This window comes from Xanthomonas sp. WCS2018Noco2-27, assembly GCF_031843525.1.
Classification (GTDB): domain Bacteria; phylum Pseudomonadota; class Gammaproteobacteria; order Xanthomonadales; family Xanthomonadaceae; genus Xanthomonas.
In genome coordinates, this window is sequence record NZ_JAVTIK010000006.1 from 100165 (window position 1) to 124028 (window position 23864).

At 64.1% G+C, this 23864-nt stretch carries 21 protein-coding genes, 1 other RNA gene and 1 pseudogene; 11 read left to right on the top strand and 12 right to left on the bottom strand.

The annotated features are described in order from the left end of the window. Positions 1-27: 27 nt before the first annotated feature. Positions 28-465, bottom strand: coding sequence for a helix-turn-helix domain-containing protein (locus RQH86_RS12150; protein WP_115515067.1), 438 nt, complete (start codon positions 463-465; stop codon positions 28-30). Between the two features lie 135 nt (positions 466-600). Between RQH86_RS12150 and RQH86_RS12155 the strand changes: the two genes are divergently transcribed. Then, positions 601-1491 (top strand): SDR family oxidoreductase, encoded by an 891-nt coding sequence (locus RQH86_RS12155; RefSeq protein WP_311239177.1) that lies wholly within the window; start codon positions 601-603, stop codon positions 1489-1491. Between the two features lie 782 nt (positions 1492-2273). Then, positions 2274-3725 (top strand): OprO/OprP family phosphate-selective porin, encoded by a 1452-nt coding sequence (locus RQH86_RS12160; RefSeq protein ID WP_115526810.1) that lies wholly within the window; start codon positions 2274-2276, stop codon positions 3723-3725. Positions 3726-4154: 429 nt separating this feature from the next. On the opposite strand, the gene RQH86_RS12165 is transcribed toward RQH86_RS12160, so the two are convergent. Then, entirely contained in the window at positions 4155-4526 is a 372-nt protein-coding gene (locus tag RQH86_RS12165; RefSeq protein WP_055853470.1) for a helix-turn-helix domain-containing protein, read from the bottom strand. Between the two features lie 191 nt (positions 4527-4717). Between RQH86_RS12165 and RQH86_RS12170 the strand changes: the two genes are divergently transcribed. The 3 genes from RQH86_RS12170 to RQH86_RS12180 all read left to right on the top strand — a co-directional run bounded on the left by RQH86_RS12170 (position 4718) and on the right by RQH86_RS12180 (position 7113). After that, positions 4718-5701, top strand: coding sequence for a zinc-binding dehydrogenase (locus RQH86_RS12170; RefSeq protein ID WP_311239176.1), 984 nt, complete (start codon positions 4718-4720; stop codon positions 5699-5701). 638 nt (positions 5702-6339) lie between these two features. After that, positions 6340-6416, top strand: a non-coding RNA gene (locus RQH86_RS12175) — sX9 sRNA. Between the two features lie 64 nt (positions 6417-6480). Continuing rightward, entirely contained in the window at positions 6481-7113 is a 633-nt protein-coding gene (locus tag RQH86_RS12180) for a dihydrofolate reductase family protein (RefSeq protein WP_311239175.1), read from the top strand. A gap of 177 nt (positions 7114-7290) precedes the next feature. On the opposite strand, the gene RQH86_RS12185 is transcribed toward RQH86_RS12180, so the two are convergent. The 3 genes from RQH86_RS12185 to RQH86_RS12195 form a co-directional block, all read right to left on the bottom strand. Next, positions 7291-8289 (bottom strand): NADP-dependent oxidoreductase, encoded by a 999-nt coding sequence (locus RQH86_RS12185; protein ID WP_115526808.1) that lies wholly within the window; start codon positions 8287-8289, stop codon positions 7291-7293. Between the two features lie 58 nt (positions 8290-8347). After that, entirely contained in the window at positions 8348-9208 is an 861-nt protein-coding gene (locus RQH86_RS12190) for an oxidoreductase (protein ID WP_311239174.1), read from the bottom strand. A 160-nt stretch (positions 9209-9368) separates the two neighbouring features. Continuing rightward, complete coding sequence (locus RQH86_RS12195) at positions 9369-9962, bottom strand: TetR/AcrR family transcriptional regulator (RefSeq protein ID WP_311239173.1); 594 nt, start codon at positions 9960-9962, stop codon at positions 9369-9371. A gap of 604 nt (positions 9963-10566) precedes the next feature. Between RQH86_RS12195 and RQH86_RS12200 the strand changes: the two genes are divergently transcribed. After that, on the top strand, positions 10567-11502 hold the full coding sequence (locus RQH86_RS12200; protein WP_311239172.1) for an NAD(P)-dependent alcohol dehydrogenase: 936 nt from the start codon (positions 10567-10569) through the stop codon (positions 11500-11502). Between the two features lies 1 nt (position 11503). Continuing rightward, complete coding sequence (locus tag RQH86_RS12205) at positions 11504-12202, top strand: YafY family protein (protein ID WP_311239171.1); 699 nt, start codon at positions 11504-11506, stop codon at positions 12200-12202. A gap of 91 nt (positions 12203-12293) precedes the next feature. Here RQH86_RS12205 and RQH86_RS12210 read toward each other — a convergent pair whose 3' ends face one another. Further along, positions 12294-13031: an SDR family oxidoreductase gene (locus tag RQH86_RS12210; RefSeq protein ID WP_311239170.1), complete on the bottom strand. Its 738-nt coding sequence runs from the start codon at positions 13029-13031 to the stop codon at positions 12294-12296. Between the two features lie 364 nt (positions 13032-13395). On the opposite strand from RQH86_RS12210, the pseudogene RQH86_RS12215 reads away from it, so the two are divergent. After that, positions 13396-13560 (top strand): annotated as a pseudogene (locus RQH86_RS12215) (porin); the annotation flags it as partial. Between the two features lie 175 nt (positions 13561-13735). Here RQH86_RS12215 and RQH86_RS12220 read toward each other — a convergent pair. From RQH86_RS12220 to msuE, 3 genes are all read right to left on the bottom strand, one after another. After that, positions 13736-14767: a methionine synthase gene (locus tag RQH86_RS12220; RefSeq protein ID WP_311239169.1), complete on the bottom strand. Its 1032-nt coding sequence runs from the start codon at positions 14765-14767 to the stop codon at positions 13736-13738. Positions 14768-14795: 28 nt separating this feature from the next. Beyond that, positions 14796-15779, bottom strand: a complete 984-nt coding sequence (locus RQH86_RS12225; RefSeq protein ID WP_311239168.1) for a DUF1852 domain-containing protein — start codon at positions 15777-15779, stop codon at positions 14796-14798. A 160-nt stretch (positions 15780-15939) separates the two neighbouring features. Next, the gene (gene msuE, locus RQH86_RS12230) at positions 15940-16551 is read right to left on the bottom strand and encodes an FMN reductase (protein WP_311239167.1); all 612 of its coding nucleotides are present in this window, start codon (positions 16549-16551) and stop codon (positions 15940-15942) included. Between the two features lie 97 nt (positions 16552-16648). Between msuE and RQH86_RS12235 the strand changes: the two genes are divergently transcribed. The 3 genes from RQH86_RS12235 to RQH86_RS12245 all read left to right on the top strand — a co-directional run bounded on the left by RQH86_RS12235 (position 16649) and on the right by RQH86_RS12245 (position 20682). Beyond that, positions 16649-17563: a LysR family transcriptional regulator gene (locus RQH86_RS12235; RefSeq protein WP_311239166.1), complete on the top strand. Its 915-nt coding sequence runs from the start codon at positions 16649-16651 to the stop codon at positions 17561-17563. Between the two features lie 19 nt (positions 17564-17582). After that, entirely contained in the window at positions 17583-18458 is an 876-nt protein-coding gene (locus tag RQH86_RS12240; RefSeq protein ID WP_311239165.1) for a methylenetetrahydrofolate reductase, read from the top strand. 274 nt (positions 18459-18732) lie between these two features. Next, positions 18733-20682, top strand: a complete 1950-nt coding sequence (locus RQH86_RS12245) for a choice-of-anchor X domain-containing protein (protein ID WP_311239164.1) — start codon at positions 18733-18735, stop codon at positions 20680-20682. A gap of 243 nt (positions 20683-20925) precedes the next feature. On the opposite strand, the gene RQH86_RS12250 is transcribed toward RQH86_RS12245, so the two are convergent. The 3 genes from RQH86_RS12250 to RQH86_RS12260 all read right to left on the bottom strand — a co-directional run bounded on the left by RQH86_RS12250 (position 20926) and on the right by RQH86_RS12260 (position 23673). Continuing rightward, entirely contained in the window at positions 20926-22065 is a 1140-nt protein-coding gene (locus RQH86_RS12250; RefSeq protein WP_311239163.1) for an MFS transporter, read from the bottom strand. 145 nt (positions 22066-22210) lie between these two features. After that, positions 22211-23062, bottom strand: coding sequence for a formyltetrahydrofolate deformylase (gene purU, locus RQH86_RS12255; protein WP_311239162.1), 852 nt, complete (start codon positions 23060-23062; stop codon positions 22211-22213). Positions 23063-23280: 218 nt separating this feature from the next. Beyond that, positions 23281-23673 (bottom strand): XVIPCD domain-containing protein, encoded by a 393-nt coding sequence (locus tag RQH86_RS12260; protein WP_055853508.1) that lies wholly within the window; start codon positions 23671-23673, stop codon positions 23281-23283. Between the last annotated feature and the right edge of the window lie 191 nt (positions 23674-23864).

Sequence of the window (23864 nt, forward strand, 5' to 3'; positions counted from 1 at the left end):
CCCGGCCGTCAGCGCGGGTCAGCCCGCCTATGCATGCGCCATCGCTTCGTCGGCATCCAACGCGGGCAGCGGCTGTTGGGCGCGATCGAAGCGCTCGCGTGCGGCGCGGATGCCGGCATGGTTTTCGCCTGCCCAGTTGAGCAGTTGCGAGACCGGGCCGAGCAGGGCGACGCCGAGCTTGGACAGTGCGTATTCCACGCTGGGCGGCTTGGTGGCGTAGACCTTGCGGGTGATCATGCCGTTGCGCTCAAGGTTGCGCAGGGTCTGGGTCAGCATCCGCTTGGAGATGTCCGGCACGGCGCGCTGGATGGCGCTGAAGCGGGACGGGCCGGGGATCAGCGTCAACAGGATCAGCAAGGTCCACTTGTCGCCGATCTGATCGAGCACATCGCGCACGGGGCACTTGGTGGCATCGAAGGGGCCTTCCAGGGAGGGCGGCGGTGGGAACAAGGCAATCGCATTCACGGGGGTATCTCACAGTAACCAGGGGGAGTAAAACTGCCTCCTTGCGAAGGACCGGGCGGTCCTGACAATAGGCTCGCTGACCACAAGGTCTAGATACTAGACCAAACCTCTTCTCTAAACCTATTGGAGCTCCACATGGCACATGCCTCCCCCCTGATTCTTGTTACCGGCGCCAGCGGACAGCTAGGTGCACTGGTCGTCGACGCGCTTCTGGAACATGTGCCTGCCAGCCGCATCGTAGCAACGGCCCGTGATACTGCGTCACTTGCCGAGTTCGCAAAACGCGACATCACGGTGCGTCAGGCCGACTACGCCGACCCGCACAGCCTGGACCTGGCCTTTGCGGGCGTCGGCCGGGTGCTGCTGGTGTCGTCCAACGCGGTGGGCGCACGCGTGGAGCAGCACCGCAATGTGATCGACGCGGCCAAGCGCGCCGGGGTGGAGTTGCTCGCCTACACCAGCATCCTGCGTGCCGACACCAGCACGCTGTCGCTGGCCGAAGAACATGTGGTCACCGAGGCGCTGCTGCGCGAAAGCGGCGTGCCGCATGTGCTGCTGCGCAATGGCTGGTACACCGAGAACTACACTGGCTCGATCGCGGCCGAAGTGGCGCACGGCGGGGCGATGGGCAGCTCGGGCGAGGGCAAGCTCAGCACCGCCACACGTGCCGACTATGCGGCAGCTGCCGCAGCGGTCCTGGCATCGGATGCGCCGCAGGCCGGGCAGGTCTATGAGCTGGCCGGCGATACCGCCTTCACGATGGCCGAGTACGCAGCCGAGCTATCGCAGCTGGCGGGCAAGCCGGTGGTGTACCACGACCTCCCGGAAGCCGACTACGCCGCGGCGCTGGTGCAGGTGGGCGTGCCGGCCGGCTTTGCGCAGGTGCTGGCGCAGTGCTCGGCCTCTTCGCGCGGCGGCAGCCTGTTCGACGACAGCCACACCCTGAGTCGTTTGATCGGCCGCCCCACCACGCCGTGGCGCGAGACCGTGGCGGCGGCGCTGGCGGCGGCACAGCCGGCAGCCTGAGCCAGGGGGCCGGGCCGGCCGCGAGACGCAGCGATGCGTGTGGCGGCCGGTAGCGAAGACAAGCAACGCCATGCCCGTCGGGCGTGGCGTTTTTTTTGGCCTGTGCCAGTGCGCTGCGGACGACCCACTCGGTGCGGACTGACTGCGCACGGCGATAGCGCTGGCCGGGCGTGGCGCGGTGTCCTCGCCGATTGCGCGGCACGGATGCCGCCACCGAGCCCCCAGGGACGGGTTCACCGCGTGTCCTGCGAGCGGTGAGGGCACCGCGCATTCGACCCTGCACTCGCTGACAGGCGCTCGCTCGATTTTGTTCGCCGCTCTTACTGGCGAGGTGCCACCAGCCCCGCTCGAAGAGCGCATTCCTCAATCTGGCCGACTGCTCGACCGTTCGACTGTTCGACTTTTCGGCCGTCACGGTCAACGTGCGTGCCAGGCGTATCGCTGCACGCAGCACCTGCTTAGGCGGATGGACCACGCAAGCATCAGGGCGACGGCATGCCTCCAGGGCCCCCGCCATAGCAGGGCCGCCACCGCTTCTCGACACAGCTCGCGTCGCCGGACTGACATCTACCGGACACGCAGTTGACACAGTCACCGGTCGGATAACGGCCTGGATGTCACCAAACTGACATCAAACCTAAATATAACTGCACCCCATCGCTGCTACGGCAGCAGTGCGGAGCGCCATGACGGTGCCCGGCGTCTGGTCGCACGCGCCCTATGCGAGGGCGCTTCGACCGGCCACGCCACCGCCGCCCAGTTTCCCTTGCCGAGCCGGATCCATGAAAAAACGCAATCTCGCTACCGTCCTGTGCGCCCTCAGCGCGACCGCCAGCGGCAGCACGCTGGCCGCCGAGCTTGAGTTGTACGTTGACCGCAAGACCAAGCAGATCTTTGCCGAGCCGGCACCCGGGCGCGACAAGCTGGGCACCTTCGTGCAGGTGGACGAAAACGGCAAGTTGCCCGCCTCGGCGATGCCTGCCGCGCCGGCACAGACGCTGCCACCGGCACCTGGCGCAACCGTGCCGGCCGACACTGCCATCGCACAGGCCGCCCCTGCACCGGCGCCAGCCGCCGCACCGGCCAAGGCCGGCGATGTCGGCAAGAAGTGGTACGACAAGCTGAGCCTGCGTGGCTACACCCAGATCCGCTACAACCAGGGCATTGGCGGCGATGCGCAGGACCTGCGTGCGCCGGGCGATCGCTTCATCGGCAACGACCAGAGCCTGGGCATCCGGCGTGCGCGCCTGGTGCTGAGCGGCGATCTCAACGAGCACGTGTCGCTGTATTTCCAGCCGGATTTCGCCAGTACTCCGACTGGTTCGACCACCTCCAACTTTGCGCAGCTGCGCGATGCCTACGCCGATATCTTCTTCGACAAGAAGCGCGAGTACCGCGTGCGTGTGGGCCAGTCGAAGATGCCGTACGGCTGGGAAAACCTGCAGTCCAGCCAGAACCGCCTCACCCTGGATCGCGCCGACGCGCTCAACTCCGGCCTGCGCGACGAACGCGATATCGGTGCGGTGTTCTATTACAGCCCCACCGTGGCCAAGGGCCGCTTCCAGGACCTGGTCAAATCCGGTCTGAAGGGCTCGGGCGATTACGGCGTGCTGGGCGCGGGCGTGTACAACGGCCAAGGTGCTAACCGCGCCGAGCGTAACGACGGCATGCATGCGGTGGTGCACGCCACCTACCCGTTCAAATTCGCCAACGGCCAGTATCTGGAAGTGGGCGCCGATGCCTACGCCGGCAAGTTCGTGCCGACGGCGGCGGCGGTGAATATCGGCGGCCGCAGCTTCACCCCGGCCATCACCGACCCCAACGGCTATACCGACCAGCGCGTTGCCGCGCACGTGATCTATTACCCGCAGCCGTTCGGCTTGCAGGCCGAGTGGACGGTGGGACGCGGACCGGAGCTGGATGTGGCGCAGCGCCGCATCCGCACCCGCTCGCTGAGCGGCGGGTATGTGCAGGCGATGTTCAAGCACGACTTCAATTACGGCACCTTGCTGCCGTACCTGAAATGGCAGACCTACCGCGGCGGCTCCAAGTTCGACACCAATGCGCCGCGCATGCGCCTGGACGAAGTGGAAGCCGGCGTCGAATGGCAGCCGATGGACGCGCTGGAACTGGTGTTTGCGTATTCGAAGATGAAGCGCACCGACGTCACCACGGCGCCGTATCCGGTGGTGGAAGGCGATCTGCTGCGGTTGCAGTTGCAGGTCAACTACTGAGTCATGCCATCCGCGGCCACGCCGCGCGCACCACCGCAGCAGTGGGAGTGATGCAACGCTGCGGTGCTACGACTGCAAACGCCCCGCCCTGTGCGGGGCGTTTGCATGACGACGCTGCGTATTGTGGCGCAGATGTGCTGGTACGCCCCTGCAATGCGATGCCTGCACAACGTTGAGGGCAGTGATGGTTGCTGCACGTCAAGGCATCGTGTTGTGCGACTCATCGCGCGGCAGCGACATGTCGATGACACGGTGTAAGCACTGCATTGCCTTGCGGTTGTCCGTGCCCGCCAGGCTGGTGCAAGCGCGGATCGTGCGCCATTGCGTGCGCTGCGATGCCGGGTCATCCAGCATCGCGGCGTGACTGTCTGCCACTGAGGTGCACATCGCAACGCAGGCGCGTCCTGTCGCCTGTCTCCGTACCAACGCTTACGCTGCTTCGCGGTCGAATGCCTCACGCGCTTGCTCGATCGCGTGCTGGTTATCCAGCGTCCAGGCGCACAGCAATTGGATTGGTTCTTTCAGACGCAGGCCGAGCGGAGTGATGCGGTATTCCACCGCAATCGGCGAGCGCACGATGACCGTGCGCACGATGATGCCGTTGCGCTCCAGCCGACGCAGGCACTGGGTCAGGGCTTTTTGCGAAACGCCTTCGAGATTGCGCTTGATCGCGTTGAAACGCAGCGGCGTTACCAGCAGACACGCCAGCACCATCACCGACCATTTGTCTGCCAGTTGCTCCAACGTCTCACGGCCTGGGCAATCGAATTTGAAAGCGGGTTGCAGCATCGCTGTGTTCATTGCAAGTGTCTCGTGGGATACCTGGTGGATAAGTGGTGCCTGATTGACATCAGGTTTATAGAATATACCTTGTGATGCATCCCGCGACGACCGGCTGCACAGCCTCTCCCCGGGACAACATCTCCTGCCGGCACTCTGGTTGCGGCAGGCGTCTCCGGCCATTCGGCCCCCTGACCCAGCGAGCACGCATCATGAAGGCAGTACGGTTTCACCAGCACGGCGGCACCGACGTGCTGGTCTATGAAGAAGTTCCGCAGCCGCAGCCCGGCAATGGCGAAGTGCTGATCAAGATCGAAGCGGCCGGCCTGAACTTTGCCGACGTCATGCGTCGGCGCGGCGATTACATCGAGGCATCGCCACTGCCGTACACCCTCGGGATCGAGGTGGCCGGTACGATCGCCGCGCTCGGCGAAGGCGTCACCGGGCTGGAGGTGGGCATGGCCGTGCTGGCCACGCCGGGCGTGGGCGGCTATGCGCAATACATCGCCTTCCCCGCCGCGTTGGTGGTGCCGTTGCCGCCGGGCGTGAGCGCGGTGCAGGCCGCCGCAGTGGTCGCGCACGGGCTCACTGCCGGTATCGCGTTGCGGCAAGCCGCACGACTGGCACCGGGCGAGACGATATTGATCGAAGCGGCGGCCGGCGGTGTGGGTTCGTTCGCGGTGCAACTGGCCAAACTCTATGGCGCCGGCAAGGTGATCGCTGCAGCCAGCTCGCCGGAAAAACGCGCACTGGCCGAACGCCTGGGCGCCGATGCCTCGGTGGACTACACCGCACCCGGCTGGTCCGAGCAGGTGCTGGCACTGACCGATGGACGCGGCGTGGATGTGATCCTGGAAAGTGCCGGCGGCGACAGTGTGGGCGAAGGCCTGGCGGCATTGGCACCGTTCGGGCGCATGGTGTTTCTGGGCCAGTCGAGCGGCAAGACCGCATTGATCGACCCCTGGCAGCTCACGCTGAAGAACCACACGCTGACCAGCTTCTACATCGGCGGCTACCAGGCACAGCCCGGACTGCTGCAGGAGGTGCTGGGCGAAATCATGGGCTTCATCATGACCGGCAAGCTGGCCCCGCAAATCGGCACGGTGTTGCCGCTGTCGCAGGCCGCGCAGGCGCACCAATTGCTGGAAAGTCGCCAGACCACCGGCAAGGTAGTGCTGGAGCCCTGGGCCGAGTAACCGCGACAGACAAAACGACCGCCCCGGCAATCGGGCGCGGTCGGCGTCGGCGAGCGCCATGCACCGGGTTGCGTGGTGAGGCCCGCAACCGGGCTCAAACCCATCGCGAGATTGGATGGATTTGAAGGCATGGACGGCATGACTGCTGGTCACACCACACGACACCCGCAGCGGCCATCGAATCGGCGGTCACTGCGGGTGTTGCACGTTGCGCGTTTCAAAATGCACGTCTGCACGCCGCACCGCGCGATGGCGCTGCGGCCATTGCTGGATCGTTGCGCTGCGGCCGGGCCCTACCGGGCGCACTCGGTATCAGCGCCAGCACATCGTTTGCGGTTAGCCCCCTAAGACGCGGGTAACGACACCGTGCAGCACGCCACAAGGACGCACGCATAGATCGGTTGGCAACCCACCGACATGCGCAGGCGTTGGACTACGGCGCATGGCGTTTCTGGTGGTTTCTATCTTCAATAACGGAAAAAAACCACTGGCCTGCAGATGTGGTTGCATCAGCGCTGTACCAGGCGAAGACTGCGCATCATGGGGACTAACAATGCATGCAAGCAGACGCAACTAAGAGCAGCTAACAAAAGGACTGTGCTCACCGTCAGGCGGGCGCGGCCGATATTCGGTGCGGTAGGTACCACGCGTACACTCCGGTTCTGAACACGCCGTCCACACCCAGCTGACCACTGCTCGCTTCGGTTTATTAGCCGCTCTTAGCGGGTCGAGATGAATTCGGATGTTCTGCAGCCCTCAGACGCGCCACAGGTGAAATCATGAGCAAGGTATTCGTCAGCATCGGCCTTAGCCTTGATGGCTACATGGCGCCGGAAGGGATGACCATGGACGATCCCGAGCACAAAAACTGGGGAGCCAAGTGGGGCGCGATGATGGGGTGGCTGATCACAACGCAGTATTTCCGCGAGAACGTGCTCAAGCTCGCATCGGGTGGTGACACCGGCCCGGTCAACGACCTGGTCCGCAGCACCTTCGCGCGTATCGGCGCCAACATCATGGGCAAGCGGATGTTCGATCAAGGCGAGGTTGCCTGGCCAGAGGAGGCTCCGTTCCACACACCGGTCTACGTGCTGACCCACGAGAAACGCGAGCCCTGGGTGCGCCCCGGCGGAACGACCTTCCACTTCATCAACGACGGGCCGGAACATGCGCTGGAACTGGCTCGCGAGTCGGCTGGCAGCCGTGATATTCGGATTGCCGGTGGAGCGGATCTGATCCAGCAGTATCTGAGCTTGGGCGTTGTCGACGAGCTGGAGATTGCGTTGGCACCGGTCTTATTCGGCGGCGGACGACGCCTGTTCGAACACCTTGGCGAGCCCGCGACACAATTTCGTATCGACAGGGTGTTTGATGGGCCTGCGGCCGCCCACCTGCGCTATGTGCGGCAGTGAGCTGAGGCCTGGCTCATACACTTAGGTGCGAGGCGCCAAAGCCCCTCTTATTGCAAACGCTCACTCCGCACATAGCGCAGACGCAAACGGGGTGGGCACCCTGCCCGCCACGTTATCGTTTTCGAAGCACGGCTTTATCGCTGTCACCGATAAGGCAGCACCACGCGATCGCCGCTGCTACAGCGTGACCACGACCTTGCCTTTGACGCGGCCGCTGTCCACCTGCGCGAGCGCTTCTTGCGCACGTGCGAGCGGATACACCGTATCGATCACCGGGCGCAGTACGCCGCTGTCGAGCAAACCTGCCAACGTGCGCAGCTGCGGACCATCGCCGCGCATGAACAGGAAGGTGTACGACACTTGCCGCTGCCTGGCCTGCGCGCGCACCTTGCGGCTGAGCAGGCGCATTACCAGCTTGAGCGGAAACGCCAGGCCAAGTTGTTGCGCAAATGCCGGCGTCGGCGGGCCGGTCAGCGAAATCAATACACCGCCGGGCTTGAGCAGTTGCAGCGACTTGAGCAGCGTCGGCGTATCCAAGCTGTGCAGCACCACATCGTAATCGCGCACCAGCGCCTGGAAGTCCTGCCGCTTGTAGTCGATCACCAGATCGGCACCCAACGATTTGACCAGCTCCACATTGGCAGTGCTGGTGGTGGCAGCCACGTACGCTCCCAGATGCTTGGCCAGCTGGATCGCGATGGTACCCACACCGCCGGAGCCGGCATGGATCAACACCTTCTGACCCGGCTTGAGCGCGGCGGTTTCCACAAGCGCCTGCCAGGCGGTCAGGCCGACCAGCGGAAACGATGCGGCCTGCTCCATGCTCAGGCTGGCCGGTTTGTGCGCGACCACCGCTGCATCGATCGCCACGAACTCGGCCAAGGTACCGATGCGGCCGGGTTCGATCTTGGCGAATACCGCATCGCCAACCGCAAAGTCGCGCACTGCGGTGCCGACCTGCGTCACCACGCCGGCCACATCGTTACCCAGCACGAAGGGCGTCTTGAACGGCAGCAGCATCTTGAATTCGCCGTCGCGCACCTTGGCATCCAGCGGGTTCAGGCTGGCGGCGCTGACCTTGATCAACACATCGTTGGGGCGCAGCTGCGGCATCGGCATCTCGCCGATGCGCACCGGGCCATGTTTCTTGTACTGGTCGACAATGACGGCTTTCATGCGTGTTCCCCGCAGGCGCGTGCCCACATCTTGGCATCGGTGCGATCGATCCTGTGCATCATGCGCGTGCTCCGGCAGCAGCCGAGCCGCTGGCGCGGGCTGGCGATGCAACCTGATCCAGCTTGAGTTCCTTGCGCAGCGCATTGCCGAGCATGCGGTTGGGCAACAGGCGACGCAGCAGGCTCATCTGCTTGGCCACCTTGCCGGCGGTGTAGCGCACCTTCGGTTGCGGATCCTGCGCTGCCTTGAGCACCACCTCGGCCACCACGCTGGGCGCATCGGCCTTTTGCATCACCTGTGCAACGTGTGCGGCCAGATGCGCGCGCATGTCCCGATAGATCTCCAGCGGAGCATCCGGTTGCAGCGCATTGGCGTCGAACGGCGTCCTGGTGTAGGCCGGCTCGATCACCGACACCCGGATGCCCCAATCGCGCAATTCGTGATCCAGCGATTCGCTGTAACCCTCGACGGCGTGCTTGCTGGCCACATACATCGCCGTATACGGAATCGGCACCAGCCCCAGCACCGAGCCGATGTTGAGGATGCGCCCGCTGCCTTGCTTGCGCATCTGGCCGATCACCGCATTGCTCATCCGCACGGTGCCGAAGAAGTTGGTGTCGAACACCGACTGCGCCTGCGCGATGGAGCTTTCCTCTGCCGCGGCCGGTGCAACGCTGAAGCCGGCATTGTTGACCAACAGGTCCAGGCGGCCTTCCTTGCGCAGCAAGGTATCGATGGCGGTGGCCACCGACTCGTCGTTGGTGACATCCAGCGACAGCATCTGCACGCCGGGCGTGCTGGAGCGACCACCGCGGCGGCTGGTGCCATAGACGGTGTAGCCGGCCTTGACCAGGTGGGCGGCGGTGGCTTCGCCGATACCGGAGGAGGCTCCGGTGACGAGTGCGATCTTGCTGTTCATGGGTGTCTCTGTCTCGAGTGATGGGTGCCGGCAAGCCATTGAGGGGCTGCCGTCGCACGCGGTGGTGGTGGAGAGCCGCGGCTGCGGCGGACTACGATCTGCACGGCTAAAATATTACGAACATCATATTTTTAAACAACGATCAACCCGAGCGTTTTGCTCAGGCTGCGCCGAAGTGCTCGAGTGCCGCCTCACGCATCGCGGCCGACAATGCGGGGTCGTCCACGGCACGCGCCAGCATCAAGGTGCCGGCCATGGCGCAGACGGTCACCAGCGCACGTGCATGCGCCTGCGGCGTTCCCCAGTCCGGCGATTGGCGCGCGGCCAGGTCGATCATCTCCTTGATGCGACGCGTCGCCACCTGGCGCACCGCCGGTGCCTGACGCGGCATCTCCGAACCCAGCGCAGCGATCGGGCAGCCGGATTCGACGTTGTTGACGTGCCCATCGGACAGATACGCCCGCATCAGTGCCTGCGCCGCCTGCTCCGGCGGCACGGCGGCAGCGATCTGCGCAGAGTTGGCCACCGTCTGCGCGCCGGCATGGTCGGCAGCCTCGGCAAGCAGCGCATCGCGCGAAGAGAAATGCGCGTAGAAGCCACCGTGGGTCAGGCCGGCCTCTTTCATGATGTCGGCCACGCCGGTGCCGTCGTAGCCGGTGCGCCGGATCGCACGCGCAGCGACTTCGACGATGCGTGCATGGCTATCGGCCTTGCGGCCTGACGATGCGCGGGAGCGTGGCGAGGTCTTTTTCATGATGGTCATCATACATAAGATCGGTCGCGATGGAAGCCGCGCCGGCGGCTGTCCGACGAGCGGTAGACCACGGGGCGCCGCCCGCTTTCAGGACCCAGCGGCACCGCGACAGCACAGACAAGGGAACGGGAATGGCAGTCGCACGCTTCGATGGAGCGCTGGCCTGGCAGCGCGCGCGGCTGTCTGACAGACCGGATGACGAGCTCGGTTCGCGCCGGTCGGGCTGCGCGGGCATGCCGTGAAGTCACGCGATGCCGGCGCTGGCGACGGCGGTTGCGCATCCACGATCTGGCGAAAAGCATGGTGACAAAATCTGTCACCACCGCTTTCTACACTGGGCGCCCACTCCGAGGAATGTCCTGGTGACCATCTTCACCCGCTCCCGCCCGACCGACCCTGCAGCTTCAAGCGCGCTCGATGCCCACGCGCCCACACTGATGCCCTCGCGTCCGGTCACGTTTGTGTTCCGCAGCGCTGGCCGGCCTTTTGTTGGCCGCCGCACCGGGCCTGCCGCCCATCCCGGCAACCCGGTCGACCGCCGACACGTGCTTCTCGCCTGCAAGGTCACGTCCACACGTGCCGCTGCCACCGGAGCGCCGCGCCAATGAAGCGCCTTCAATACAACCGCTATGGTGGCCAGGACGTCATGCAGCTGGCCGAGTTCACGCTTGGTGCGCCGGCAAAAGGACAAGTCGCAGTGAAGGTGAAGTACGCCGCGATCAATCCGGTCGATTGGAAGATGCGCAACGGCGTCATGAAGATCGTGACCGGGCGGACCTTTCCACGTGCGATGGGCATGGATCTGTCGGGCGTGGTGCTCGCGGTAGGCGAAGGCGTCACCCGCTTCAAGCCCGGCGATGCGGTGTTCGGTCTGGCGCGCTTCAAGGAGTGCGGCGCATTGGGCGAAGCGGTGATCACCACCGAAGAGAGCCTGGTCAAGAAACCCGATAACGTCTCCTATGAAAACGCCGCGTGCCTGGGCACGCCCGGAGTCACCGCGTGGAATGGTCTGGTCGACAAGGCGGCGCTGAAGAAAGGCCAGCATGTGTTCGTCAACGGCTGCGCCGGCGCGGTGGGCGAAGCGGCGGTGCAGCTGGCGCAGCTCTTGGGTGCAACCGTGTCCGGGAGTTGTAGCGCGAGGTCGATGGAGCGGGCCAGATCGCTGGGCCTGAAACAGGTCTACGATTACAGGGTGACCCGACCGGAAGACATCCATGAGCGCTTCGACGTGATCTTCGACACCTCGGCCGTCATGAAAGCTGCTGCGGGATTGGCGCTGTTGCGCGACAAGCGCGGCAGCTTCCTGGATCTGGAACCCGACCTGGGAAAGTTCGTCCGCGCCGTGGTGGACCGCCGCTTCAAGCTGGTGATCGGCAAGCCGTCCAGTGCCATCCTTGCTTACCTCGCCAGCGCTGCGGAATCGGGAACCTTCGGCCTGCCGATCGGCGAGATCGTTCCGCTGGAAAATGCCATCGGCTTGATGAATACCCTTGAATCCGGCCAGAAGCGCCCGGGCAAGGGCCTGGTCAGAATGGACTGACATGTCGCGTAGCCAGCGCCTGTTCGATCTCTTGCAAGTGTTGCGTCGACACCGGGGAACCGTGTCCGGCAGCACGCTCGCACAAGAGCTTGGCGTCTCGTTGCGCACGATCCGGCGCGACATTGCGACCCTGCAGGCGATGGGTGCCGATGTCGAAGGCGAAGCGGGCGTGGGCTACATCCTGAGACCAGGCTTTGTGCTTCCGCCGCTCTCCTTCACCGAGGAAGAAATCCGCGCGCTGGTCACCGGCGCGCAGTGGGTCAGCAGCCAGAGCGACGATGCGATGACGCAGGCAGTGCAGAACGCACTGGCAAAACTCGACGGGGTGATCTCGCAGGAGGTGCGCCTGGCACTGGACGACAACGTGCTGTACATCAGCCGGGCACGGCGGCCAGAAGCAATCGTCGACCTTGGAAAAATCCGCAAGGCGCTGCATGCGCAGCGCAAGTTGCAGATCGGCTATACGAGCAAGACCGGGGTGATCTCGGAGCGCACGATCTGGCCGATCATGCTGGGCTTGGTCGACGCACGGTGGCATATCGCCGCGTGGTGCGAAGCGTGCGGCGATTTCCGCATCTTCCAGGCAGACTCTATCGACAGGATCGATTATCTGCAGGAGCAGTATCAACGCAATCGCCGCCAACTGGTGAAGCAATGGCGGGCTAGCGCTGGCAATCCATGCAAGCAGAGCGATTGCTGAGCGCTTGACCTGCAGCGGCGACACCGATCGCTATCGTCGCCAAGACGTCGCTGGTGGCGTTGTGCAACGACCACCAGTGACGTCACCCAACCTAGCGGTGATTCATCCGCTCGAACAAGGCTTCACCCAACCGACGGGTGTCGGCCGAAATGCCGATCAACACCTCGTCCTTGCCGGCTTCCAGCTGGGCAATGGCCTCTTGCGCAAACTGCTCGGCAGACATCATGTTGCGCGCTGCGGTCCCTGCACTGCGCGTGCCGCCACCTAGCCCGGTATCGACGATTGGCGGGGCAATCTCGATCACGCGGACAGCGCTGTCCTTCAACTGGTGACGCAGACTCAGGGTGAAGGAGTGCAGCGCCGCCTTGCTGGCGCAGTACACCGGCACATCGGCCATCGGCGAGAACGCCAGCCCCGAGGTGATGTTGATGATGGCCGCGTGCTGTTGCTGCTGCAGCAACGGCAGCAGCTCGGCTATCAGATGGATCGGCGCGGCCAGGTTGATGGCGATTTCCTGATCGAGATGGGCCGCAGCATCGGTGCCAGTGAAATCGCGATGCTGTTGCACACCGGCATTGTTGATCAGCACGTTGCAGTGCGGGTGGTGTGCCTGCAACCAGTCCACCAGTGCACGACGACTCGCCGTGTCGGTGATGTCGCAGACCTGGGTGATCAACGCTGGCAGCGTGTCCTTGGCCTGGCGCAACGCCGCGGCGCTGCGCCCACAGATGATGACGGTGTTGCCCTGCTCCACCAGCGCGCGTGCGAGCGCAAAGCCAATGCCGGTGGCACCGCCGGTGATCAAGAGGGTGTGTGAGGTGAGTTGCATGCGCAATATCCTTCCAGGGTCAGTGGAGGCGCGCCGATGATGGGTCGTGAGAGATCACCGGGCACACCTCGTTCCGGCAATGCCGGTCTCGGTGTCGCGGATACCCTCAGCGGGAGAGCTTGCCACCCGGATCGGATGGATGACCGGGCTACCATCCGGCCTGCACTCTTTCGACCCCGCCACTGTAGCCATGCCATGCAACGCAGGCAATTGCGCGGGACGCAGTGACGTACGCAGGTTCAGCGTCGGCATTGTGTCGGCTGCGCTCACCGCGCGCGCTCCGCTGGCCGCCTACGCCGCGATGGCGCGCGACAAACAGGCCGACGGCGTGGACGTGCACGTCGCAGGCAATGACCAGGTGGTCGCCCCCAATGCGCTGCGCCTGGACGCTGTGGAAGCCGCTGTGCCATGACAACCGATGAGCACGCTGGAACTGGTGTCGGCGTACGCGAAGATCAAGCGCAGCGACGTCACCGCCGCACCGTCTCCGGTGGTCGAAGGCGACCTGCTGCGGTTGCAGTTGCAGTTGCAGTTGCAGTTGCAGATCAATGACCGCGTCCTGCAACCCGATGAAAGACATCGCGCCCTCGCGTGCGGGGGCGTGATGCTGTTGCGTCGCCGATATCGGTCACCCGTTGCTTCGGCAGGATGGAGCGCGCCTGGCCCCACTGCGTCGGCCGCCGATCCACGCAAGCACCAACGCGCTACCGCGCCGCCAGTTCTGCACGAAGGATCTCTGCGCCTGCACTGAGGGCAGAGAGTTTGCCTCTCGCGATGTGTCGGGCGAGAGGCGCCATCCCGCAGTTGGTGGACGGGTAGAGCTTGTCGGCATCGACAAAGCGGAGCGCCTTGCGCAGCGTATCGGCCACTTCCTGCGGTGTTTCGATCGTGTTGCTTGCCACGTCGATGGCGCCGACCATCACCTTCTTGCCGCGGACGAGTTCGATCAGATCGATCGGCACGTGCGAGTTGTGGCACTCCAGCGAGACGATGTCGATCGTGGATGTCTGCAGCTTGGGGAACGACTCTTCGTACTGACGCCACTCCGAGCCCAGGGTCTGCTTCCAGTCAGTATTGGCCTTGATGCCGTAGCCATAGCAAATATGGACGGCGGTTTCGCATTTGAGCCCTTCGACCGCCCGTTCGAGGGTGGCAATACCCCAGTCGTTGACCTCGTCGAAGAAGACATTGAAGGCCGGCTCATCGAACTGGATGATATCCACGCCGGCAGCTTCGAGCTCCCTGGCTTCCTGATTGAGGATCTTGGCGAATTCCCATGCCAGCTTTTCGCGGCTTTTGTAGTGCGCATCAAAGAGGGTATCGATCATCGTCATGGGACCGGGCAGTGCCCATTTGATCGGCTGCCGGGTTTGCTGGCGCAAGAACGTTGCATCGTCGACAAAGACAGGCTTGGGGCGGCTCACCGCGCCCACGACGGTCGGCACGCTGGCGTCATAGCGATTGCGAATCCTGACGGTCTCACGCTTTTCGAAATCGACGCCGCTTAGGTGTTCGATGAAAGTGGTGACGAAATGTTGGCGGGTCTGTTCGCCGTCGCTGACGATATCAATGCCGGCGTGCTGCTGTTCCTGCAGCGACAGGCGCAATGCGTCCTGCTTGCCTTCGATCAGTTCGTCGTCCTGCAACTTCCAGGGCGACCAGAGTTTCTCCGGCTGCGCGAGCCAGGAAGGCTTGGGCAGGCTACCGGCGGTGGAGGTGGGGAGCAGCTTGTTCATGATGGGCGATGTCTTGGGTTCTGGTTGATCAGAGCGCGTGGCCGGAGGCCCACTGCGCGAGAAGATGTCCGTAGGGCCTGATGAAGTGCTCTTCGGTGAATTTCCCCTGCGTCACCGCGAGCTGACTACGCTCTTGCCGGTCGTAGACGATCTGGGTCGCCGAATAATCCTGATGCGTCAGGCTCGGCTGGTAGATGGCCCCCGCCGCGGAATTGGCGTTGTAGATTTCCGGACGGTAAATCTTCTGGAACGTCTCCATGGTGCTGATGGTGCCGATCAGCTCGAGATTGCTGTAATCGCCCAGCAGGTCGCCGAAGAAATAGAACGCCAGCGGGGCGACACTGTTGGCAGGCATGAAGTAGCGCACGGTCAGGCCCATCTTCTCGAAGTACCGATCCGTCAATGACAACTCGTCCTGCCGGTACTCGATGCCCAGGATGGGATGCCGGTTTCCCGTTCGGTGATAGACCCTGCTGCTGGAGACGCTGATGCAGATGACAGGCGGCTTGGCGAAACGCGCGCTGTACGCATCCGAGTTCACGAAATGCTTGAACAACTGTCCATGCAGGCTGCCGAAATCGTCCGGAATGCCGAATGCGGACCGGTCCTGATTGTGGGCCGGCAGTAGGACGCTGAAATCGTAGTCGCGTACGTAGGAGGAAAAATTGTTTCCTGCGATGCCATCGATGCGCGCACCGGTCGTTCTATCGAGAATGTTGGTCTTCAGTATCTCGATCAACGGAAACTCGTCGCCCCGTTCGCTCCCGGCAACCATCATCTCCACCGAGATGATGTCGAGTTCCACAGCATAGCGGTCGCGCCTTGAGTTATCCCAATGCGCCAGGTCGTTGAAGCGGTTGTTGATCATTGCAAGCGTGTTGCGCAAGTTTTGCTGGCGACGTTCACCCCTGGCCAGGTTGGCGAAGTTCGTCGTGTTGCGCGTATTGCCCGCAGGACGATAGTCCTCGTCGAAGCGGAGGCTCTTGATGCCGAAGGTGAATTCTTGAGTCATTGCGAGCTGACGCCTTGTTTCCGAGATGAGACGAGCGCGCGGCCCTGCACAGGCAGTGATGCGCGCTGGAGGGACGCCGGGAATGCGGATCGGCAAGCGATCGCCGGCTGATCCTGTGGCCGGCAAGAGGCATTGCGGCCGGCCTTGTGCCGAATGGCCCTCAGGCGGCGGCCACGTTTTTTTCTGCGGCAATTTTTCCCGCGGCGATCGCGTTTGCCTGCTGCGTCAATGCGATCAGCGGCAGTGCGCGTTGCACCGCCAGCTTGGCGCGCTCGGCCAGGGCCTCGTTGTGCACGCGGTAGTCCAGAAAGTCGCGGTCGGTGGCGTAGACACCCAGCGGCAGGGTGCGTGCCTGGAAGAAACTGAAAAGTGGCCGCAACTGGTGATCGATCACCAGCGCATGGCGTTCACTGCCGCCGGTTGCCGCCAACAGCACGGGCGTGTCGATCAAGGCATCCTGATGGATGAAGTCGAAGAAGTGCTTGAACAACCCGGTAAAGGAACCGCGATAGACCGGCGTGGTCACCACCACAATGTCGGCCTGCTCCACGGCCGCAAGTTCCTGCTCCACCGTTGCGGGCAGCTGCGAACGCCAGAGCGCACCGGCGAACTGCGGCGCCAACGCCCCGAGTTCGACCAGATGCTGCTGGCACGGCACTGCGTCGGCGATCAAGGCCAGCAGATGCTCGGCCAGGGCGACGGCCTTGGAGGGACGTTGCAGCCCGCCGGAGACGGCGACGACGCGGAGCGGGTGTGGCACGTTGACAGTCATGCGGGGCGACCTAGAACGACGAGCCCTGATGCTAGGACTCGCATTCGATGAAGTAAAATGGTGTTATTTCAACAATCCATGAATTCTGATCATCTGAATGCTTGAGCGCATCCATCTCACCATCGTCCAGCAGGTCGAGCAGCAAGGCTCGCTGACGGCCGCCGCAGGCGTGTTGAACCTGACCCAATCGGCGCTGAGCCACAGCATGAAAAAGCTGGAACAGCAGCTGGGCACCGACGTCTGGCTGCGCGAAGGGCGCAGCCTGCGCCTGACCCAGGCCGGCCAGTACCTGCTGGCGGTGGCCAACCGCGTACTGCCGCAACTGGATCTGGCCGAAGAGCGCCTGGGGCAGTTCGCGCAGGGCGAACGCGGCGCGCTGCGCATCGGCATGGAGTGCCACCCCTGCTACCAGTGGCTGCTCAAACTGGTGGCGCCCTATCTGGCCACCTGGCCGGATGTGGATGTGGACGTCAAGCAGAAGTTCCAGTTCGGCGGCATCGGCGCACTGTTCGGCTACGAGATCGATCTGCTGGTCACGCCCGACCCGCTGTACAAACCCGGGCTGCGGTTCGAGCCGGTGTTCGACTATGAGCAGGTGCTGGTTGTGGCCAAGGGCCATGCGCTGGCGTCGGCGGCCTACGTCAAGCCCCAGCAGCTGACGCGCGAAGTGCTCATCAGCTATCCGGTGGACCTTGATCGCCTGGACATCTACAGCCAGTTTCTGCTGCCGGCCGGTGTCACGCCCAGGCGCCACAAGGCCATCGAAACCACCGACATCATGATGCAGATGGTGGCCAGTGGCCGCGGCGTGGCCGCCATGCCGCGCTGGCTGGTGGAGGAATACGCCTCCAGGATGGACGTGGTGCCGGTGCGGCTGGGTGCGCGCGGTATCCCCAAACAGATCTTCCTGGGCGTACGCGAGGCAGATATCGCCATCGACTATCTGCGCGCCTTCATCGAACTGGCCCGCCAGCCTGCCACTGGCACCGCCACGACATCTGCAGCCCACTGAGACAGGACGACAAGACCCCTTGATTGATGCCAAGACGCCCGGCGTCGCCCGCACCATCGCCGACGCCTATTCTCTGGAAGTCAGCGCAAAAGACATTGCCGGGCTGGCAGCAGCGGCGCCGCGGATCATGCGTGGCGCAACCATTGCCATCCCCTACCTGCCCAATCAGGACGACGACGCGCGGCTGGCTGCGGCTCGGCGGGTGCGCGCACTCGGCTTTCAGCCGATGCCGCACCTGTCCGCGCGCCGCATCGCCTCGCGCGACGCGCTGCACAGCTTCGTCAGCCGCGCTGTCGATGAAGCCGGCGTTGAGCGCTGCCTGGTGATCGCAGGCGATCCGCCTGCTCCGCTCGGGCCGTTTCCGGACAGCGTGTCGCTGATCGATACCGGGGTCTTTGAGCGCTTGGGTATCCAGACCATCGCCGTGGCGGGACATCCGGAAGGGCATCCGAGCATGCCTGCCATCGATCGATGGGAGGTGCTGGAGCACAAGTGTCGCAGCATTTCCGCGCGCGGCATGGCGCCGCTGATCATCACTCAATTCGCGTTCGATGCCGACATCGTGCTGACGTGGTTGCAAGCGCTGCGCGCGCACGGCATTGAACATCCCGTGCGCGTGGGCGTTCCCGGTCCTGCTGGCGTGGCGGTACTCGCACGCTATGCCGCACGCTGCGGTGTTGGCGCATGCACAGCGATGCTGTCCACGTACGGCATCTCGCTCGGCAAGCTGTTGGGCACCGCGGGGCCGGAGCGTTTTGTGGATCGCCTGGCCACTGGCCTTACCGAAGCGCACGGAGACGTCAGCCTGCATTTCTACCCTTTCGGCGGGATCGCACAGACTGTCGCGTGGGTGGAGCGCTACCGCTGCCGCATCGCGCGGGTCAGGGCGGACTAACACCCGCCTAATTCAGCGCCGCACATCGACTGCAGACCTCCGGCTTTTATCAAGCAATGCGTTGTGGCCTCGACATGTCCACGACCCAGATCACAGTCTGTAATTTCTATTTCTGGCGTTTTGTTTGCTACGCGTGAGGTGCTGCAGCGCACAGCAGACCTGTCTCAAGTGCGAGGTATAACCATCGGCGAATCGCGGCGAGGGGGCGCTGCATCCGATGCCGTTGCCCTGCGTGGCGGCATTGCATCCGCAACGTCCAAGGAGAGATGTCGCCATGCCCAAGCCGTCATTGCTATCGCTGATGTGCACCCTGTCGCTCGTGTCCCTGCCGCTGGCAGCGGCCGAGTTGCAGCCCAAATTGCTCGCCGGCCCACCGGAGGAGTTTGCGCAGATGCGCGCGCCCGACCCGGCCGAGTCGGCGATCCTGTCCAAGAGTGCATTGCTGCCGGTGGAGCTGACGCCCGCAGGCACTGCGGCGCGCTGGCAAGGCACGCTGCCGGTGGAAAACGGCCACCTGCGTTTCATGGTGCTGGCAGGCGACCAGGCCTGGGATGCAGCCGTGAGCGCGCCACGCGTTGCCAGCGCGCGCGCTACTGCCGCACCCCAGGTGCAGGCACAACGCACGGTGCTGGGCAGCGCAGAAAGCGGCACCAGCGGCATGCGCTATGCCGTGGACACCGCTCAGAACGGCGATTGGTCGCTGACCCTGCAATCGGCATCGCCGGTGGCGCAGCGTGGCTATGTGCTGATGGAAGGCGATGCGCGCACGCAGCTGGCTTCGTATCCGCGCGACCGCCAGCAACTGGTGGGCAAGTCGCTCACGCTCAACGCCATGCTGAGTGGCAGCGACGCGCGTGGTGCAACCTTGCTGGCCGGCCAGGCCGGGCAGATCGACCAAGCCAGCCTGCGCGTGATCGACCCGCAAGGCGGCGTGCGCGTTCTGCCGATGGCCGACGATGGTGCGCACAACGATGGCGCCGCCGGCGACGGCGTATATGGCGGCAACTTCCAGCCAACGCGTGAGGGCACCTGGATCGCGCAGGTGATCGTGCGTGGCCACGACCAGGCCGGGCAGGCGTTTGTCCGTACCAGCGAACACGTGCTGCCGGTGCTGGATACCGCGTTGCGATTGCTCGGCAACACGCTCAGCGCACGTGCTGCCGAAGGCACGCGGCTGACCGTGGCACTGCCGGTGGCCGCACGCGGTAATGCGCCGTCGCACTATCGGGTGTTCGGCCAAGTGTGGGGCACCGATGCCAAGGGCAAGGATGTGCCGGTAGCGTGGATCGGCGGCATGCTGACGCCGCAGCAGGGGCAGTTACCGCTGAGCCTGGACGAACGCTGGATCGCACGTGCCGGCGCGCGTGCACCGTTCACGCTGCGTGGGTTGCGTATCGAAGACCCGGACCACTACATCCCATTGGTGCAGGCCGGCACGCTGCCGTTGCAGGTGCCCGCGTTGCGACGCGCCAGCATCGCGCGGTCCAGCGCTGCGATCGACGACAGCATGCGCATGGGGCCGCGTCCGTCGACGCTGGCCACCGCGATGGCACAGCCGCAGGCGGCCGGGTCGCAGTTGGTGCTGGTGCACGGTTACTGCTCCAACGGCGTGTGGCCGCAGGCGCAGTTCACCAATGCCTCGACGTTTCTCGATGCCAAGCAAAATCGCAGCAACGACCAGTTCGCACAGCGCATCGCACAGTTCGCCAGCCAGTGGTCGTCGTTTTCCACCGTGGCGCACAGCCAGGGCGGCATGGCCGCACTGCATCTGTATGCGTATTACTGGAGCGGCCTGGATAACGCCAGCGGTGGGCGCGTGATGCAGTCGGTGGGCACGCCCTACCAGGGCACCAATCTGTCGGGCGTGCTTGCTGCGGTGGGCTCGTGGTTCGGCGTGGGCTGCGGCACCAACACCGACCTCACCTACGACGGCGCCAAGGCCTGGTTGGCCGGCATTCCCGCCGACGCGCGCGCCAAGGTCAACTACTACACCACCTCGTTCGCCAAGACCAACTGGTACACCAACGACTACTGCAACGCCGCATCCGATCTGATCTTGAACGACCCCGAAGACGGCACCGTGGAGCAGGTCAATGCGCAGCTGCCGGGCGGCGTGAATCGCGGCCACACCACCGGCCAATGCCATACCACCGGCATGCGCGACCCGGCGCAATATCTGGATGCAAACCGCAACGCGGTGATGAACGCTAACGCGGCGCGGTGATGCAGTTCTAGCGGTGTGCAATGCGATGGCCGGCGTCTGCGTCGGCCATCGCGACATACATGCGAACACGTGGTGTGTTGCATGTATTGATTCTCTCTCGCCTAAGCGCGGCCAACACCACTCCTAACGGCTTTGAGTATTTACCCACCAAGGCGTAATCCACGCTCCGCCCTTGGTAAGAACGTGCCTACGCGCGACACATTACCGACAACCCACCAACGACAGGCGGATGAAGCCCAACACTCACACCTTCAACCACCGCGTGGAAATCGCCACGCCCACCATCAACACCGCAACCCCGATCAAGGCACCGACCAGGCCGATGCCGTGGGCGGCGAACCCGATCAATGCCGGCCCGGTCAGAATACCGGCGTAGCCCAATGTCGTGACTGCGGTGATGGCGATGCTCTCCGGCATGCGCGTCTGGTTGCCGGCCAGCGAGAAAAGGGCCGGCACTATATTGGCGCACCCCAGCCCCACCAACACGTAACCGCCCAACGAGGCCTGCCACGGGTTCACCAGCGTGAGCACCAGAAAACCCACACTGGCCAGCAGCGCGCCAAGCACGATCGAACGGATGCGTCCCAACCGCTCCACCACCGAGTCACCCAACAGACGGGTCACCGTCATGGTCAACGCAAACACCACATAGCCCAGGCCGGCGGTACTGGGGTTGACCTGGTGCACATCTGCCAGGAACACCGAGCTCCAGTCCAGAATGGTGCCCTCGGCAAGAAACACCACAAATGCCAGAACGCCGATAAACAGCACGATGCCCTTGGGCAGCGCAAGCAACGGCCCCTGCTGGGAGATACGCTCGGCACGCCAATGCCGAACGGACAGTGCACCGACAAGCAGCATGGTAATCACACCGGCGATCGTAGCGCTCAGCGGACCAATGCGCGCCGACAACAGCAGTGTCATCGCACCGGCACCGACAAAGCCGCCGATGCTGAAAAACGCATGAAATCCCGACATCATCGCGCGCTTGGCATCGCGTTCGACCACCACCGCCTGCATGTTCATCGCGCAATCCATCGCGCCCACGCCGGCGCCGAACACGAACAGCACCGCGCCCAGCGTCCACGGGTTGGCGACAACGGCCAGAAACGGCAGGCTGATGCAAATCAATGCAGCCGTCACCGCCATCACCATGCGAAAGCCGAAGCGCGCTGACAGGGCGCCGGCCAGCGGCATCGCCAGAAACGAGCCTGCGCCCAGGCACAGCAGGATCAACCCGAGCGCACCATCGTCCACGCCGGTTCTGGCCTTGGCGAACGGCACCAGCACCGCCCAGATGGCTGCAGCAAAGCCGGGAATGAAGAAGGCTGCGCGCGTGGCGTATTGCTGCGCGCGAGCGCTGGAGCTAGGTGCAAGCGACATGCAAAAAATTCCAATGGGAGCTGCGAACGGAAACGGCGACGGGGCCGCCAAGCCGGCGCTCGCTGGTTGAAACATGGCATGACCACTGCTGCACCACGCTTGCTGCAATCGTCCCTGTCCGATGGGATGACACGCATCACTATCGCTAGCGAAACACCACCGTGCGATGACCGTTGAGCACGATGCGATGCTCGACATGGCGTCGCACCGCACGCGCCAGCACCAGCGATTCGGTGTCGCTGCCCAGGCGCACCAGATCGCGTGGGGTCATGGCATGGTCCACGCGGGCGACGTCCTGTTCGATGATCGGGCCTTCGTCCAGATCTTCGGTGACGTAATGCGCGGTGGCGCCGATGATCTTGACCCCGCGCGCGTGCGCTTGGTGATACGGCTGCGCGCCCTTGAAGCTGGGCAGGAAGCTGTGATGGATATTGATCGCGCGCCCGGCCAGCGCGCGGCACAGACCGGGCGAAAGAATCTGCATGTAGCGCGCCAGCACCACCAGATCGATGTGCAGGTCGTCGACCAGCGCGAGCAGCTGCGCTTCCTGCTCGGCGCGCGTGTCTGCGGTCACCGGCAGATGATGGAAGGCGATGCCGTAGGACGCGGCCAGCGGTGCAAAATCGGGGTGATTGGAGACCACCGCGACAATATCCACCGGCAACTGCCGGCTATGGGTGCGGAACAGCAGGTCGTTGAGGCAATGACCCTGCTTGCTCACCAGCACCAGCAGCCGCGCGCGACGGCGCGCGTCGTGCAGCTGCCATTCCATCTCAAACGCGTTGGCCAACACCGAAAACTGCTGCTCCAGGGTGGCGATGTCGGTTGATGGCGGTTTGTCGAAATGCACGCGCAAGAAAAAGCGGCCGCTTTCGTCGTCGCCGAATTGCTGGGCGTCGAGGATGTTGCAAGCCAGATCGAACAGCAGCCCGGTGACGCGGTACACGATACCGGTACGGTCGGGGCAGGACAGCGTAAGAATGTAGTCGGAGCGCATCGGCGCAATGATAGCCAATGGATGACACCGCTGGCGCAGTGCTTGCGTCGGTAACTTTTACACTGCGACGTGGTGCAAACGTCGGGGCAGCTGCACTGCAGGTATGCGCGATGGCACGGTGCCCGTGGTGCGTGCAGATCGGCCGATCAGCGCACTGCAGGCGTTGCGCTGGTGGCATGCCTCGCCAAACGCGATGCGCATGCCACTCCCGATCAAGGTCAGCGCGGCGGCAGCCGCAACATCAGTCGCCGATTGATCTCGTCCAGTTGCGTCATCGAGGCCTCCACCGAGGTCTCCATCGCTTCCTGGGTGGTGATGTGCGCACGCAGATGCGCAGGGTCGGAAAGTTCGCCACGCACCAGAAACACGTTCTCGCCCACCTCGCCGACGTGCCGGCTGAGCACCACGTAATCCACCTGATCGAAGCCATGCTGCTTGGCCAGCGGCAGCAGGCGCGCGGCCATGCGGACGCTGGCCTCGTCGGTGGGTTTGTTCAACTCGGCATCGAGCACGCCCACCGCTTCGCGGATCTGCGCAAACAGATAGTGGTCCGGATGTTCGGGATGGTCCGGCCCCACCGGGCCCTGGTTGACGACCGGCTCGGCGGTCATCGTGTGCCACCGGCGCAGGTCAGTGCGCGCGGTGTGCGCTCGGTCGAACCGAGCGTGATATGCAGGTGTCGCATCGCATCCTCCCTGGAGCGGCGGCTGTAACGAGCCGGCATTTTAGAAGGTCTGCTGCATGTTGAGGTGATCAAGACGCATCGCGCCGCGCTTTCAAGCGAAGCGCGCGCGCCTCTGCG

Excerpts from the sequence above, each read along its gene's own strand:
- RQH86_RS12200 (WP_311239172.1), top strand. The coding sequence starts at position 10,567 with ATGAAGCGCCTTCAATACAACCGCTATGGTGGCCAGGACGTCATGCAG.
- msuE (WP_311239167.1), bottom strand. The coding sequence starts at position 16,551 with ATGACTGTCAACGTGCCACACCCGCTCCGCGTCGTCGCCGTCTCCGGC.
- RQH86_RS12170 (WP_311239176.1), top strand. The coding sequence starts at position 4,718 with ATGAAGGCAGTACGGTTTCACCAGCACGGCGGCACCGACGTGCTGGTC.
- purU (WP_311239162.1), bottom strand. The coding sequence starts at position 23,062 with ATGCGCTCCGACTACATTCTTACGCTGTCCTGCCCCGACCGTACCGGT.
- RQH86_RS12245 (WP_311239164.1), top strand. The coding sequence starts at position 18,733 with ATGCCCAAGCCGTCATTGCTATCGCTGATGTGCACCCTGTCGCTCGTG.
- RQH86_RS12250 (WP_311239163.1), bottom strand. The coding sequence starts at position 22,065 with ATGTCGCTTGCACCTAGCTCCAGCGCTCGCGCGCAGCAATACGCCACG.
- RQH86_RS12225 (WP_311239168.1), bottom strand. The coding sequence starts at position 15,779 with ATGACTCAAGAATTCACCTTCGGCATCAAGAGCCTCCGCTTCGACGAG.
- RQH86_RS12155 (WP_311239177.1), top strand. The coding sequence starts at position 601 with ATGGCACATGCCTCCCCCCTGATTCTTGTTACCGGCGCCAGCGGACAG.
- RQH86_RS12190 (WP_311239174.1), bottom strand. The coding sequence starts at position 9,208 with ATGAACAGCAAGATCGCACTCGTCACCGGAGCCTCCTCCGGTATCGGC.
- RQH86_RS12185 (WP_115526808.1), bottom strand. The coding sequence starts at position 8,289 with ATGAAAGCCGTCATTGTCGACCAGTACAAGAAACATGGCCCGGTGCGC.
- RQH86_RS12180 (WP_311239175.1), top strand. The coding sequence starts at position 6,481 with ATGAGCAAGGTATTCGTCAGCATCGGCCTTAGCCTTGATGGCTACATG.
- RQH86_RS12195 (WP_311239173.1), bottom strand. The coding sequence starts at position 9,962 with ATGAAAAAGACCTCGCCACGCTCCCGCGCATCGTCAGGCCGCAAGGCC.
- RQH86_RS12160 (WP_115526810.1), top strand. The coding sequence starts at position 2,274 with ATGAAAAAACGCAATCTCGCTACCGTCCTGTGCGCCCTCAGCGCGACC.
- RQH86_RS12235 (WP_311239166.1), top strand. The coding sequence starts at position 16,649 with ATGCTTGAGCGCATCCATCTCACCATCGTCCAGCAGGTCGAGCAGCAA.
- RQH86_RS12165 (WP_055853470.1), bottom strand. The coding sequence starts at position 4,526 with ATGAACACAGCGATGCTGCAACCCGCTTTCAAATTCGATTGCCCAGGC.
- RQH86_RS12260 (WP_055853508.1), bottom strand. The coding sequence starts at position 23,673 with ATGACCGCCGAGCCGGTCGTCAACCAGGGCCCGGTGGGGCCGGACCAT.
- RQH86_RS12210 (WP_311239170.1), bottom strand. The coding sequence starts at position 13,031 with ATGCAACTCACCTCACACACCCTCTTGATCACCGGCGGTGCCACCGGC.
- RQH86_RS12205 (WP_311239171.1), top strand. The coding sequence starts at position 11,504 with ATGTCGCGTAGCCAGCGCCTGTTCGATCTCTTGCAAGTGTTGCGTCGA.
- RQH86_RS12220 (WP_311239169.1), bottom strand. The coding sequence starts at position 14,767 with ATGAACAAGCTGCTCCCCACCTCCACCGCCGGTAGCCTGCCCAAGCCT.